11 protein-coding genes and 1 pseudogene are annotated in these 13,999 nt (G+C 44.1%); 7 read left to right on the top strand and 5 right to left on the bottom strand.

From position 1 onward, the window contains the following. Positions 1 to 423: 423 nt before the first annotated feature. Complete coding sequence (locus QUA02_RS31250) at positions 424 to 1,140, top strand: glycosyltransferase (RefSeq protein ID WP_333033531.1); 717 nt, start codon at positions 424 to 426, stop codon at positions 1,138 to 1,140. A 5-nt stretch (positions 1,141 to 1,145) separates the two neighbouring features. Here QUA02_RS31250 and QUA02_RS31245 read toward each other — a convergent pair whose 3' ends face one another. Further along, positions 1,146 to 1,298, bottom strand: coding sequence for a hypothetical protein (locus QUA02_RS31245; RefSeq protein WP_333033530.1), 153 nt, complete (start codon positions 1,296 to 1,298; stop codon positions 1,146 to 1,148). 651 nt (positions 1,299 to 1,949) lie between these two features. On the opposite strand from QUA02_RS31245, the gene QUA02_RS31240 reads away from it, so the two are divergent. Then, positions 1,950 to 4,403: a 3'-5' exonuclease gene (locus QUA02_RS31240; RefSeq protein WP_333033527.1), complete on the top strand. Its 2,454-nt coding sequence runs from the start codon at positions 1,950 to 1,952 to the stop codon at positions 4,401 to 4,403. Continuing rightward, positions 4,400 to 7,462, top strand: coding sequence for a reverse transcriptase domain-containing protein (locus QUA02_RS31235; protein ID WP_333033526.1), 3,063 nt, complete (start codon positions 4,400 to 4,402; stop codon positions 7,460 to 7,462). The genes QUA02_RS31240 and QUA02_RS31235 overlap by 4 nt, the downstream gene beginning before the upstream one ends. A gap of 250 nt (positions 7,463 to 7,712) precedes the next feature. Here QUA02_RS31235 and QUA02_RS31230 read toward each other — a convergent pair. Both QUA02_RS31230 and QUA02_RS31225 read right to left on the bottom strand, forming a co-directional pair. Then, positions 7,713 to 8,000, bottom strand: a pseudogene (locus QUA02_RS31230) (Uma2 family endonuclease); the annotation flags it as partial. Positions 8,001 to 8,142: 142 nt separating this feature from the next. Next, positions 8,143 to 8,913 (bottom strand): MeeY/MeeF family manganese export membrane protein, encoded by a 771-nt coding sequence (locus tag QUA02_RS31225; RefSeq protein WP_333033524.1) that lies wholly within the window; start codon positions 8,911 to 8,913, stop codon positions 8,143 to 8,145. A gap of 338 nt (positions 8,914 to 9,251) precedes the next feature. Here QUA02_RS31225 and psaM point away from each other — a divergent pair, with 338 nt between their 5' ends. Continuing rightward, positions 9,252 to 9,347, top strand: a complete 96-nt coding sequence (psaM, locus tag QUA02_RS31220; protein WP_015174804.1) for a photosystem I reaction center subunit XII — start codon at positions 9,252 to 9,254, stop codon at positions 9,345 to 9,347. 281 nt (positions 9,348 to 9,628) lie between these two features. Next, positions 9,629 to 10,045 (top strand): slr1601 family putative cell division protein, encoded by a 417-nt coding sequence (locus QUA02_RS31215; RefSeq protein ID WP_333033523.1) that lies wholly within the window; start codon positions 9,629 to 9,631, stop codon positions 10,043 to 10,045. 157 nt (positions 10,046 to 10,202) lie between these two features. Here the strand turns inward: QUA02_RS31215 and ctpA are convergent, their stop codons facing one another. Beyond that, the gene (gene ctpA, locus QUA02_RS31210) at positions 10,203 to 11,453 is read right to left on the bottom strand and encodes a carboxyl-terminal processing protease CtpA (RefSeq protein WP_333033532.1); all 1,251 of its coding nucleotides are present in this window, start codon (positions 11,451 to 11,453) and stop codon (positions 10,203 to 10,205) included. 405 nt (positions 11,454 to 11,858) lie between these two features. Continuing rightward, a complete protein-coding gene (locus tag QUA02_RS31205) occupies positions 11,859 to 12,011 on the bottom strand; it encodes a hypothetical protein (RefSeq protein WP_333033522.1) in 153 nt (50 codons plus the stop codon). A gap of 29 nt (positions 12,012 to 12,040) precedes the next feature. Here QUA02_RS31205 and petB point away from each other — a divergent pair, with 29 nt between their 5' ends. Together petB and petD are read left to right on the top strand one after the other, a co-directional pair. Next, the gene (petB, locus tag QUA02_RS31200; RefSeq protein WP_193972836.1) at positions 12,041 to 12,709 is read left to right on the top strand and encodes a cytochrome b6; all 669 of its coding nucleotides are present in this window, start codon (positions 12,041 to 12,043) and stop codon (positions 12,707 to 12,709) included. Between the two features lie 182 nt (positions 12,710 to 12,891). Further along, positions 12,892 to 13,374, top strand: a complete 483-nt coding sequence (gene petD / locus QUA02_RS31195) for a cytochrome b6-f complex subunit IV (RefSeq protein ID WP_333033520.1) — start codon at positions 12,892 to 12,894, stop codon at positions 13,372 to 13,374. The last annotated feature ends 625 nt before the right edge of the window (positions 13,375 to 13,999 follow it).

The following is a 13,999-nucleotide window of genomic DNA, read 5'->3' as shown; positions in this document are numbered from 1 at the left end:
CTTGGTCTGCCTGATTTTTTTTGAAAAACTTTTTCTGCGCATGACTATTTTTACCATCTCTTTGAATGTCTCTTGATGTAGTCCACAGTACCGTTTAAAGTCGGCGGGGTTTAACTTTTGTACTTGTTCGTAATTCATCTTAGGGGAGCTAATTATTTCTTTTATTTTACCTAGAACGAGCGCACTTTCGCAAGAGGTCTATTACATAGTCGCATTCAAACTAACGAAGACTGTTGGATTATCCTTACCTATTTGTATCTGAAGCGAAAGCACCTCAATGTCTCAATTTCAGACAGGTTTATTCCGGGACAGATTTGTGTTGTTAGTTCCCTTGATTTTGGGATTAAGGAGCGGACTTTTAACTCCTTTGTTGTACGTTGTCGTGGTGATGGTTTTCAACCTCCTCTTTGCGATTTCACTGTTATGCAAAATAAAGCCTGTGTCGATTCAGAAACAGATATATTCATGCCTATCTGGCCCCAACCTGGTCTTATACCGAGGCGCTCGGAACGAGGCAGTACAATTGAAAATATTGTTTTCAAAGGTGACGAAATAAATTTGTCTGAATCGTTTCGTTCTCCTGAATTTAAGCAACAACTAGAAAAACGGGGTGTCAAACTCAGAATTAATGGCAAACCTGAAAGTGGACCTGTAATGTGGCATGACTACAGCACCGATGATTTAGTTTTAGCTGTGCGCGATCTCACTGAAAAAGATGCTTTAGTCAAACCAGCTAGTAAACTGGTTAATGCTTGGATAGCGGGAGTACCAGCTTTACTCGGACCTGAGCCAGCCTTCCGCGAACAGAGACAATCAGACCTTGATTATATCGAAGTGAAAACACCTCAAGAAGTATTTGAGGCAGTTAAACTGTTTAAGTCACAGCCTGAACTTTATCAACAAATGGTAGCCAACGGGCACAAGCGCGCTGAAGATTTCACCACAGAAAAAATGATTCAGCGATGGTATGAATTCCTTGCAGGCCCAGTAGCCGATGGGTACAAGCGCTGGAGCAAAAGAACGCAGGTTAGCCGCATCGCAGAGTTTTCTCTCAGGAGCATTCAGCATAAAATAGCTGGTAGAAAAGCGGCTTACAACCGCCAGCACGGGTATCGTCCGATATGGGGTATACATACCTAATTCTGTTACAGCGTAGCAATTGCCGATCGAGTTGTGTAGAAAAGGCGATCGGCATGAGGTACTTCTCCTCCAGCATCAAGGGCAGATACACCGCACGCACTGCGTCTAAAAGTTGCTTGAACTTGAGTTCGATGATGAAATAGACGGCAATTGTCCATATATTCACAGAAATAGAGGGAATATGAAGACCAGCTATCTGGTGATTTGAGCAAATTCTCGTTTTAGACCGACAACGGTCAAGAAATAGACGGAACGTTGCCATCTATTCAGGAAAATAGCTGTATCAGGACTTACGCACTCCGACAAAGAAACCGGGTTTTTTACCGAATTTGCGGTGTGTAACGCGTCTTTTCGTAAAAAAACCCGGTTTCTGGGCCCCCTATGTAAGCCCTATGTATTCTACGGATAAGCTTTCCGTATATTCACTGAAATTTAGTAAATCACTTGCAAGTTTTCTTTCTATTTGGTAGAGTCCGTAGATAAATGGAGCAAGTCAGCCTAATTAATAGTTAGCCCTCTGAGTTATCTGTTGGGGGGCAGTTGGGAAGTTACTGATGGGATGCGACACGTTGAATAATCGTAAGCTCTCAGTTAAAGCTTAGTTAAGCTGCCGCGCATTTAAATTGTATATTCAGGGCGGGCGGGACGCCCACCCCACAAGAGTTTGATTGTTTTTTAACATACAATTTAAATGCAGAACAGCTTATGAGAGTAATAGTGAAGCACTCAGCATTGTAAAAGTTTAAAAATTACTGAGGACATTGCCGAATTACCGAAGCTAAAATTGTTCGCTAAAGCCCCCACTCATCATGTACAGCAACGAGCTTAACTCTGAACAAAACGAGATCGCTAGCCATATAGAAGGCGCAATTTTGGTACTTGCTCCGGTTGGTACAGGCAAAACTCGTGTTTTAGCAGAGCGAGTTCTGTGTGCAATCAATCGGGGCATCTCTCCTCAACGCATTCTCTGTCTGACATTTACCAATCGAGCCGCCAAAGAAATGAGTGAGCGGCTATCTCGATATTGCCCAGATCAATTAAAACATCTGACAATCAAGACTTTTCATGGTTTATGTGCTTCCATACTACGAGTTGAGGCTCGTCAGTTTGGACTGCCAGCAGATTTCGTGATTTATGACGATGCCGACTGTATTGAACTGGTCAAGGAAGTTTTCGATAAATCGAACGATCGGGATGCCAAGGAGTTGTTCTTTAAGTTAGCTAATTGCAAAGTGCAGGCTGAAGATCGCCAGTTATCGCTGAATAATCTAGTCGAAAATCTATATGCCCCATTAGGTCATAACTATGCCCAACGTGCTGCTCAGTATCAAAGTATCCTTCAAAAGCGTCACGCCTTAGACTTTGCCGATCTCGTTTTTTATATTCGGGTCATGTTAGAGCATGAACTAGAGATTAGCCAACGTTGGGCAGATAAGTTTGATTTTGTTCAAGTTGACGAAGTTCAAGACACCCATTTGTCGGAGTACGGCATCGTTAAGCACTTGGCAGCTAACAGCGGCAATCTGGCAATGATTGGGGATTTGGATCAGACTATTTATGAGTGGAGAGGGTCAGAACCCGATCGCGTAATTAAGCAATTCAATCGTGATTTCAACCCTACAAAGTATTCTTTAGCTTGGAACTATCGAGCAACGAAAACCCTTCTCAATGCGGCTTCTGGGTTTGCAGATTCATTTGAACACCGACAAACAAAAATCACACCTGCGCCTGAATCAGAAGTCGGTGAGTTGATTCAAGTCCATTTAGCAAATAATGAACGAGCAGAGGCAGAGTGGATTGGTAAACAAATCCAGCAGCTAGCAGGCAATCAAACGGATTTTGTCTACAGCCGAGTCGCAGTTCTTGCCCGCAGTCATAAACGCACAGAAGTTGTGAGTCGGACATTGGAGCGCATGGGCATTCCTTGCGTCACGGTTGAACGATTCCAATTTTTCATGCGGCAGGAAGTAAAAGACGCTCTGGCTTACCTGCGTCTCATTCTCAACCCTTTTGATGCAGGGGCAATGCGTCGGATGCTACTCCGCCCAAATCGTGGGATCGGTGATGCGACAATAAAAAATGTAATAGAGTCAGGAAAGGATTGCGGTTTGAGCTTAACGGACATGGTATCAAACCGGACTTTTATAGATGGAGATCCTTTCAGTGAACTGTTAAAAGCCTATTCATCTGGAGTAGTAACGGTTTTTGATGTAGAGACAACAGGGTTTTCAGTGAGCCAAGATCAGGTGGTCGAAATAGCTGCAATTTGCCTAGTTGGAGGAAAACCACAGGCTGAGTTTCACGCTTACATTGCAAATACCGTTAGTGTGGGTGACTCAGAACGAATACATGGACATAGCGATCGCTTTTTGGCAGAAAATGGTAGATATGCGAAAGATGTTTTCGGCGAGTTCTTCGAGTTTGTTGGGGATTCTCTGCTGATTGGGCATAATGTAGGCTTTGACATCAAGATGGTGACTGCCCAATCTCAAAAAGTTGGTATTACTGCTCGGAAACTGCAATGGGAAGACACATTAGAGCTAGCAAATCGCTTTATTGAGTCTGAGCGTTACAGTTTGGAAATATTAGCAGATCGTTTTAATCTTGCACATTTGCCTAGCCACAAGGCAATGGATGATGTGAGAACCACAATTGATTTACTGGCATTGCTAATACCATTGGTTGAGCAGAGAGCTGATTATCGACAAGCCTTAGTATATCGCTATGGCGAGGAGTTTGAAAAACTCGCTGAGCAGATGGAACACTGGCGTGATGCTAGCGAATCACTGCGACCTTCAGATTTCCTGGATAACTTACTGGTGGAATCTGGATTATACAGTTATTACCAAGCAGAAGAAAAACGCTTGCTAAACCTCCGGCATCTTGTACAAATTTTTCAAGAACGCGACGATCCAGCTTTGCACCCTGACACGTCTTTACGCAGCATCCTTGAATTTACTGCGCTTGCTAAAAACTTAGATCAAGTTTCTCAAGACGATAACCAAGTTCCTATTATCACAGTTCATCAATCCAAAGGTCTGGAATTTGATAGTGTTTTTATTGCAGGCGCTACCGAGGATGAGTTTCCTAGCTTTTTCAGTGTTCGCGACAATAAATTAGAAGAAGAAAGGCGGTTATTTTATGTCGCAATGACAAGAGCAAAGCAAAGACTATTTATCTCAGCTTCCTCAAGAGATTCTAGGGGTTTCTCAAAGCCCCGAAGCAAATTCATTAACCAAATACCAGAGGCATACATTCAATGAGTGAACCACAACCTATATATCGCCAATTTCATCCTCTTGTTGCAGATGCCTATACTGCTGTACATCAGTGGCTTGATGGCCTTGACTCAGCCAATGGATATAAATCAATAGATCCTCGCGGGAAATGGCCAAAAATCTTACAAGAGAAAGATCTAAAGAGTGTGGCCGTTCAGTATTATCATCTTTTTCCGACACACTATTTTAAAGCTGCACATATTCTAGAAAATGTTGTTAGTGAAAATAGATTAATAAGCTGGCTTAGGCATAAGCAAAAATTTTGTATTCTAGATATAGGATGTGGCGCAGGATCGGGTACTGCTGCTGTCCTAGAGACCATACTTACCTTAAAAGAAAAAGGCGAAATCTCAAATGATATTAGCATTTTGGCTATTGGCGTAGATCCTACCCAATTTTCACTTCTTCTTTACAAGCAACTTATGACTAAATTGAAATATTCTGCTGTAGACGCAGTAGAACTCAACTTCGTATGTGTAAAAAGCGGCTTCCCAGAAGCCACTACCGGAATAATTCAAAATCTCAAAAAAGAACTGAGTATATTACAGCTTCCTTGTCTTTCAAATATTTTGACAATTCAATTAAATGTTGTTTCTCCCTTCAGTCAAAATTTCCGAAATCAGGAAGATGAGTATAATGCCTTGATGGAAATAGATCCTGAAATGTGCGATTTTCTTACAGAGGTTCCTGAAAAATTTGGCAATGCTGAGGCTAATGCTTATAGGCAGATAATTGAAGATGTACCAGTTGATACGATGCATATTTTGACTATTGCAACCAAAAATATAGAAAAATATGTTCAAGCTAATACTAACAGTGAAGTAACATTAGAAGAACGAGTCAAAGAAATGGCATCTACTATCAGAGATGTTATAGGTAAGCGTCATACAGTTAAACAAATACATGGCGACAAGCATCAAATATTTTTTGAGAATCCGAATAGTAGTTATTGGAAAGATAAAAATAGAGATAAAACTGGTGATCCTATAAACTTTTATGCTGATTTTCGGACGATATGCAGTGCTGATTTAGCGGAAGATAAGGATTGGAATGGGGTTATCAGTCTTGAAAATCTTAGATTGGCTTGGGCAAGAGCACGAAACAATCTTTTAAGAGAAGCCTTATTTGATGAGACTGAAATGCGCCTGTTTGAACGAGATATTGAAGTTAGACTCTACGACTTACATGAGCAATTAAATGCTTATTATGATGACGTTGCGCTAACAAATGATTTGATATCCTATAAAGTTCCTAAGAACGCAAAAGGTATTCGACCTAAAGGACTTTCGCGTATTGAAGAAGAAATTATTTCAGTAGCAATCATTCAGAAATTAGGTGATAAAACTTCTCAGTTGAGAGGTAGCAGCTATGCGTATAAAATCTCTGCAAAACATGATATTCGAGAGACAGAGTATCTATATGAATATTGGTTTGATGCTTATCGTGATTACATGAAAAAAGCACGAGGCAGTGCTAGTAACTACCCTAATGGTGCAATCCTAAGAGTAGATATTGAATCATTTTATACAAAAATTATTCAAGATCGGCTTTGCACTGAACTTTCCAGCGAATTAACAGTGAGTGAACGTGTACGTTGGCTAATTCGGTTATTACTTTCTAAAAATATTGATGAACATGAATTGGGTCAAGGTATTACTCAGGGAAGCATTGGCTCGGGATTTTATGCAAATATCTATTTAACTTCAGTAGATGCAAAATTTGGCAGTGGTAATGAATGGGGAGTTGAGTTTCATCGTTATGTTGATGACATGATTATAATCATTCCAAATCCCGAAGATATGGATGTAATTGAAAGTGTTTTAACAGATGAGTTACAAAAGCTAGGTCTAAATCTCAACGATAAAAAAACAGAGAAAATCTACGAAGTCTCTTCGTTTTTAGAGCAATCTAATGATGATGAACTTCTAGAAAAATTGAGCGAGCGCTTTGATAGTGTTGTGAACCCACTTTGGATACTGAACTCAGAACACCGTGCTATTTTCTCAAGCTCCTATCGCAATGATGAACTTTGGTGGCATAACATTGAACGTTATCAGCAATGCCTAAGAGCCATAAGAATTTATACGCATAAAACCGATCTTAGTCGCAGAATATACAAGTACCTATTCAGTATAAAGAGTCGTGATAGAGACTTATCAAAACAAAAAGAAATTTTGGGATTAGAAGGAGAATTAAAGTCTACACAGCCACCAGACGAAGATTCTTTTACTGCAATCATCCAATGGGCTGCTTCTTTCACGAGTTCTAACAACATCTGGGACAATAATAGAGATAAATTACGTCGAGAATTAGTTAAGCTATTCCAGGATAGCTGGCAAAGTTTGCACGAGTCAGATGGTAGTAATTCTAATGAGATACGTAAATTGCAAAGATATATTCGCTTTGCTCTCTATAGACTTTCTATTTTGGGGCTTGAGGATATACGTGGCGTATTAATGGAAATTTTGCGTGAAGCCTTTTGGATAATCCGCGAACCCATAAATGTGCTGGAAAATCTAGCGCGACAAGGCTATCTTGCTGAAATAAGAAGTTTATTGGTATATTATCAAAATCTTGAGCAATCTGCTGAATATCTCAAAGCGATTACGATCAGGGCAATGCGCTTTCTACCGAACATTGATGCTCAAGAATGGGAACTGATTGTTGAATTTGCGACTATTTCAGATGGTTCGGTTAGTATAGCTGAAAGGCTGATGGCGACTGAGACTTGGCTATATCTGGGACACAAGTATAACGAGTTTAAGCGAAGTCACCATATTGAAGCAGTGAAGACTGCTCTGCGCTTTGAACCACGACCACCAAGCAGGTTAGAGAAAAACTATCTATTAATTTTGGGACAGTTTGAACCTAATGCTGTGCAAGAATTTTCTGTGAATGTAAACGATCCTATGCTCGTTAGGGCACGGAATCTTGCTCTTGAAGGTAATCCATCTGACATATTTGACTTGCCAGAACTTAAAATCCTCCGAGAAAATTACTATAGTGGTCAAGGGCCAACAGATAGTGAAGAAGGTTCGCCTTGAGGAACTGGAAGTCAGACAATCAGCCCAAACGCTTTGATAACTTGAAAATGCGGTGCGGTGGGAGAGTGCTAACAACGCGCAGGAGTAGACGGACGATAAATATTCGTGGTGATGCTAAGCTTATCTGCTGCCGCACAACTTCACCGTTAAATCGCATATCTATTTTGTTAGTTCCCACCCTCTTTTTGCCGCAGTATCGATCGACTAAATTTTGCACTCCCGTTCTTTTGCATCTGGGTTCGATCGCACTTTACCCCAATCTCTGCACATCTTCCACCGACAGCGACAGCGCAATCGCAACTTGCTCTACCGTTAAACCCATAGCCAGCAGTTGGGGAATCGCATTCTGTTGGGCTTGCTGTGCGCGATCGGCTCGTTGGCGTTCCTGTTCGGTGTGGAGGCGTTCGAGTTTGGCTTGTTCGCTACCAGTTCGCAATAAATTACCTTGGTTATCCCACCAGCGCAACCATCGCTGGGCCTGATTTTGATAACTGCCTTCCCATACTCCTAACTCTACTCCTATGAGTTCGATCGGGTAGTCAAGGAAACGATTTTACAAAATAAAAGCCTTTCATCCCCAGACTAAAGTCACCGGGATGAAAGGCTTTTGCACGTTTTAACCAGCTTTCAATCTTGTTGGTTTGACAGATTTAAGCTACTTTTATTCTGATGAAAATATGTTAAATTTCGGACTTCTGTCCTTGCGATTCCGGCAGTGCAACTTCTGAATCCGGCTGGTTGAGGGCAATTTCTAGAGATTTTGCCATCTCGACTGGCTCGGGAGTGCGCTTAGAAAATCCCCACACAAACATCAAGACGATACTGGAAACGAGCAGCCATTGCGGAGGGACTAACTCCGGATTTATTACTTTCACCAACAATCGCATTCCCACGAACCCAACTGTGATGTAACCAGCACTTTCTAGGTGAACGAATTCATCCAGCCAGCGGATGAACAATCCGGCCATGAATCGCAGGGCAATAATTCCAATAGTAGCGCCAGTTACGACGATAAAAGTGTTGTCAGAAACAGCGATCGCAGTAGTAACGCTATCCAATGAAAACGCTAAATCCGTAAAAGCAATCATGGGAATTGCTTGCCACACAGAGGCAAATCTGGGCCCGTGATGTTCTCCTTCGGAGTCTGTCTCTGAAGTAAAATGTTGGAAAACAAGCCACAGCAGGTAGAGAGCTCCAAGCAGTTCAAACTGCCAGTATTGGATCACCCAAGTAGCCGTTAAAATTAGTGCGATCCGCAGTACAAAAGCAATTATCAAACCCAAGTTGAGAGCTCTTTGCTGATCCTTGGCATCTTCCAAACCTTTAGAAATAGACGCCAGGGCGATCGCGTTGTCAGCCGAAAGCACCGCCTCCAAAGCCACCAAAACCAACAATAATAAAAAGCCGTCAACTCCAAAATTGGGTGAAGCGTCGAGAAATTGATCTAGCATTAACTCTTTTGTACACCTAAGATTTATAAATTGAAGAGCGCAGCGCAAATCACCTGCTCTGTCGAAAATTAGTGTCACCTTCACTTATCTTAACCTAACGCGGTAATTCTGTGGCAGGCGATCGTCCGAACAAAGTCCGAAGGAAGCAGTCCGAGGAAACAAGGAAAAATTCTCCCCCTCCGACACTCACAAACTCACAAACTCCCCCACTGGGCCACTGGGCCACTCCTCCCCGGACGCACCATTTGTGTTGCAAGTTGTAACAAATGATTCCCAAAAGCGCCAATTTGTCTCAAATTGGTGAAAGCTCGTGTCCGCGAAAAGGAGTTTTCCCGAATATGTCTTTAACAGATACCCAAGTCTACGTAGCGCTCGTAATAGCTTTGATTCCCGGAATCTTGGCTTTCCGGCTGTCAACTGAACTGTACAAGTAGTTTCCAGACACCAGTCGCGAACCGCTGGATCGCCTGCCCGAGCAGTTAAATCTCTCGCATTACAGACAATTGCTGCCACAGTGGAGTAAATTGTTTGTGGTCAGCAAGACGAGACTGCAAGGGCAGGCATTTTTATTGGGAAATTCCGTCTTCAGGCGTCACCTTTGTCTTAACAATTTTGGCTGTCAGCACCCTGACGAACAGGGGCGAGTGTGCGTTAAGCTCAGACTTTGCTCTTGTGAGCTCTAAAACGTCAGTCTCAGGTATTTGAAAAAAAAATTATGCAAGCGATTCAACCCACCGTTACCCCACTGCGTCCTGTAAAAAACTCCCCTCGGGTTACTCCTCGTCGCAGCAGCAGCCGCCAGCGTTCCTACCCTCACCAAACGCTCGCCGCCGAAACAGGAGTCAAGTTGGCAGTCAACATTGTACTTTCAGTCTGTGCGACTTCAGCTTTGATTCAGCTTTGGCCTCACTACCGGGCCGTGCAAGAAAAATTGCACGAAATCCAAGCTGAAGTCAATCTTACCCAAGGGCGAGTAAATCAGTCGCGATCGGACTTTAACCGCTACTTTGACCCCAGTCTTGCTAAAACTGTGATGCAAGAGCAAAGCAATCGAGTTGACCCCCAGCAGCGTCAGGTGATTTTGCAGGAACCCGAAGCACCCGATGCCGAGGAGTCAACGGCGCAACCTTAAAGTAGGGGAGTTGACGGTTGACGGTTGACGGTTGACGGTTGACGGTTGACGGTTGACGGTTGACGGTTGACGGTTGACGGTTGACGGTTGACTGTTGACTGTTGACCCTTCGGCTGCGCGAGCGGCCGGCCCGAAGCTGAGCGGGCAATGCTGTTGACTACTGACTACTGACTACTGACTTTGCCATCACGGTTTTTTCTTTCAGCAGTTGCAATGCAGCTTGATATTGCAGGTCTGCAGAAGTGCCGATTCGATCGCGCGCAATGGGTTCCAAAGGCACTACCCGATCGGGCGCAATCCCCAATTTGTTAATATCTGTGTGGTTCGGCGTCTCGTACTTAGCCACAGTCACGGCCAACCCGGAACCGTCAGACAAATCAAACAGCGACTGAATCAGCCCTTTGCCGAAAGTCTTTTCGCCCACCAGTTGAGCTCTGCCGTTATCTTGCAGCGCACCAGCCAAAATTTCGCTAGCACTGGCAGTTCCCTTATTCACCAAAACAATCAGCGGCTCGTCAGTTAGGGCTTGTCCAGAGGCTTCAAAACTGCCGAGAATGCCTTGTCGGTTCACAGTGTAGACGATCGTCCCGGAATCGAGCCACAAGCGGGCAATTTCAATCCCGGCTTGCAACAATCCGCCCGGGTTGTTCCGCAGGTCGAGAATGTAGGCGGCGGCTCCTTGTTTTTCCAAGCGGTCGATCGCGCGAGCAACTTCCTCAGTGGCGTTAGCGCTGAATTGACTCAAGCGAATGTAGCCCAGCGGTAAATTCTCTGGCCCAGACTGCAATTCGGCGTAAACCGGATTTAGAGCAATGCGATCGCGCACGAGCTCAATTTCCTCAGCAGCGTCCCTTCCCTCGCGCCCCAAGGTCAAAGTAACAGGAGTGCCGATGCGGCCGCGCATTCGAGTTGCCGCTTCGTCTAGGCTCAATTCTGAGGTGAGAGTGCCGTCAATTTTCAGAATGCGATCGAGGGGTTGGATGCCAGCTTTATCCGCCGGTGAACCTGCCAAAGGAGCCACCACTGTCAGGGTATTTGTCTGGGGGTCGATCGCAATTTGCAGCCCCACACCCGTCAATTCCCCCGAAGTATTAACCTGCAAGCTGCGGTACTGTTCGGGTTTCAGCAGTCGAGTGAAGGGGTCGTCGAGATTCGCCAGCATCCCCTGAATCGCCGTGTAAGTCTGCTGTCTGTCGTTGAGCGGTTGCTTGACGGCTTTTTCGCGAATCGACCACCAGTTTTTAGAGTTGAATTTGTCGTCCACGTAAGAGCGGTTGACAATTCGCCAAGCTTCGCTCAAAAGCTGCTGTTCTGGAGTTAGCGCTGCCGCAGGTCCGACCCACGGGCCTAGAACCAGGGCAACTTGGAGGAAAAGTACAATAGCAATCTGGAAAACTCGTCGGTGCATGATTTTTCTGTAAAAGATAGGCAAGTATTGCATCTGCTGTATTTTAAGTTTGTAGGCTTTTAAGCTTTTGCGCATTTAACTCTTCCCAAGGCATTCGGCATTCGTCAAACGTCCGCCGCGAACAAAAAATTAGTTAAATGTAACATTTAATCGCAAAAGAGTGAAGTTTTATCATTAATATTAAAATTTACTCCCCAGCGACCCGCTGGCCGGCTCGGACTTTCGTCCTGGGCTCGGCTCTTGGCTGTATGCCAGCTTGGGGCGGATGTGGAGCTTGCAGAAAAGGGTATTTGAGACTCTGCCAAAGCATCGCTAGCGTGAAATTTGCACGGTAATTATGTTACATTTTTTATCACAGTCTGGAATTCGATCGGGCAACGCCAGCGAGTAGGGACAAGCGACCGCTTAGTTTCCCAGGGCTTGCAGGCGATCGCACAATAGAGTTCCTTTCGTCAGCTCCAAATTTAAAAAATAGCCTCCGGCATTTGCTAGTAAAAGCAAGCTGCTCGGCGCGGGGCGACAAAAAACCTTGTGGCTGCTGCCCTGAACCTCAACCACAGCAATATTCTTTTAGGAATTCTGGCTCCATGTTTTCTAAACAAATCACCGACTCAAAAACCTACCAGTGGTTTGAGGAACGCCTGGAAATTCAGGCGCTCGCCGATGACATCACTACGAAGTACGTACCCCCGCACGTCAATATTTTCTACTGCTTGGGCGGAATTACTTTAGTTTGCTTTCTGATCCAGTTTGCTACTGGCTTCGCCATGACTTTCTATTACCGTCCCACGGTAGCAGAAGCTTTTTCTTCAGTGCAATACCTGATGAATGAAGTCAACTTCGGCTGGCTGATCCGCTCCATCCACCGCTGGTCTGCCAGCATGATGGTACTGATGATGATTTTGCACACCTTCCGGGTTTACCTGACCGGCGGCTTCAAAAAGCCCCGCGAGTTAACCTGGGTGACAGGAGTAATCTTGGCAGTCATCACTGTTTCTTTCGGCGTGACCGGCTATTCGCTGCCTTGGGATCAAATCGGTTACTGGGCAGTTAAAATCGTTTCCGGCGTCCCCGAAGCCATCCCGTTTGTCGGTTCTACACTTGTTGAGCTGCTGCGCGGCGGTGTCAGCGTCGGTCAAGGCACTTTGACTCGCTACTACAGCTTGCACACTTTTGTGTTGCCTTGGCTGATTGTAGTATTCATGCTGGCTCACTTCTTGATGATTCGCAAGCAAGGTATCTCTGGCCCGTTGTAAGTTTTGAGTTGTGGGGGCGGTATTTTTTTGCCCCCCGCTGAATTTTGAATTGAAAATTCAGAATTCATCACTCATGATATTTATTTACGGTCAATACTTCCTGCGATCGCGCCGCTGATTCAGACTAACGAATACAGCGGAATCCCAGGCCCGGGTAAAACTAAAAGGAGAACACTCTCACTATGTCTATTATCAAAAAACCAGATTTGAGCGATCCAGACCTCCGCGCTAAGCTCGCTAAGGGCATGGGTCACAACTATTACGGCGAACCAGCTTGGCCTAATGACTTGCTCTACGTTTTCCCTATAGTCATCATGGGAACGATTTCTCTGTGCGTGGGTTTGGCGGTACTAGACCCGGCTTTGGTTGGGGAACCTGCTAATCCTTTTGCTACTCCGCTGGAAATTCTGCCGGAATGGTATTTGTGGCCTGTGTTCCAACTTCTGCGCGTTTTGCCTAACAAATTGTTGGGTATTGCTTGCATGGCTGGTGTTCCCGTGGGCTTGATTTTGATTCCGTTCATCGAGAATGTTAACAAGTTCCAAAATCCGTTCCGCCGCCCTGTTGCTACTACTGTTTTCCTGTTGGGAACTGCGGTAACTCTGTGGTTGGGTATTGGTGCTATTTTCCCGATCGACAAATCTTTCACGCTGGGTCTTTTCTAAGATTTAAGCTTGCTTGATTTTGACGCCTGCGGATTTCCTGTAAAGTGCTTTTGTACTGGTGGGAAACTTTAGCGGGCGTCATTTGATTTTAGATTTTATATTTTAGATTTTAGAGTTGGGATTTTTAGCTCTAAAGTTTAATAATTATCGGTAATTAATTCTCTCACTTTATTCAATAAAACTCAGAATTCTCCAATATATCTAACTATATAAGCACAAACAAAACAATAGTATTTTGTAAGGGCGAGTCCCGGTTAATATCTATGATACCAGCGAATAAAGGAGTGAACTCACCCGCCTGAACCATGTAATGTTTATTTGTAGCTACTTACTTATCAATTTGCACGCTGTGAAGTAAGGAACATCGAGGATCTTGTTGGGGCGCGAGATCTATTGCTGAGGTTACAAGTTATTGCAGCTTGATGCAGTAATGTAGCAAAACTGAAATAATAGCTTATCATTAGTTAAATTGCTCGCAAATAGATAATGAATCTAAACGAAGGGCTCTCCTGACTTTATGGTGTATAATGTAACAAACAATACATTTATTCTCATGGACTTTTATTTGGACTATATATTAGACTTGCCTGGAGTGAAGGTTGAAAGTTGTACTCAAATTGATGGA

The organism is Microcoleus pseudofavosus SVA1_A4, assembly GCF_036700565.1.
GTDB lineage: Bacteria > Cyanobacteriota > Cyanobacteriia > Cyanobacteriales > Microcoleaceae > Microcoleus.
Note: the sequence above shows the minus strand (reverse complement) of the source record. Positions and strands in the feature narration are given on the sequence as shown.

Bases quoted from the DNA above. Each gene is read 5' to 3' on its own strand.
- petD (WP_333033520.1), top strand. From the start codon at position 12,892: ATGTCTATTATCAAAAAACCAGATTTGAGCGATCCAGACCTCCGCGCT.
- QUA02_RS31235 (WP_333033526.1), top strand. From the start codon at position 4,400: ATGAGTGAACCACAACCTATATATCGCCAATTTCATCCTCTTGTTGCA.
- QUA02_RS31240 (WP_333033527.1), top strand. From the start codon at position 1,950: ATGTACAGCAACGAGCTTAACTCTGAACAAAACGAGATCGCTAGCCAT.
- QUA02_RS31250 (WP_333033531.1), top strand. From the start codon at position 424: ATGCAAAATAAAGCCTGTGTCGATTCAGAAACAGATATATTCATGCCT.
- QUA02_RS31225 (WP_333033524.1), bottom strand. From the start codon at position 8,913: ATGCTAGATCAATTTCTCGACGCTTCACCCAATTTTGGAGTTGACGGC.
- petB (WP_193972836.1), top strand. From the start codon at position 12,041: ATGTTTTCTAAACAAATCACCGACTCAAAAACCTACCAGTGGTTTGAG.
- QUA02_RS31215 (WP_333033523.1), top strand. From the start codon at position 9,629: ATGCAAGCGATTCAACCCACCGTTACCCCACTGCGTCCTGTAAAAAAC.
- QUA02_RS31245 (WP_333033530.1), bottom strand. From the start codon at position 1,298: ATGGACAATTGCCGTCTATTTCATCATCGAACTCAAGTTCAAGCAACT.
- ctpA (WP_333033532.1), bottom strand. From the start codon at position 11,453: ATGCACCGACGAGTTTTCCAGATTGCTATTGTACTTTTCCTCCAAGTT.
- psaM (WP_015174804.1), top strand. From the start codon at position 9,252: ATGTCTTTAACAGATACCCAAGTCTACGTAGCGCTCGTAATAGCTTTG.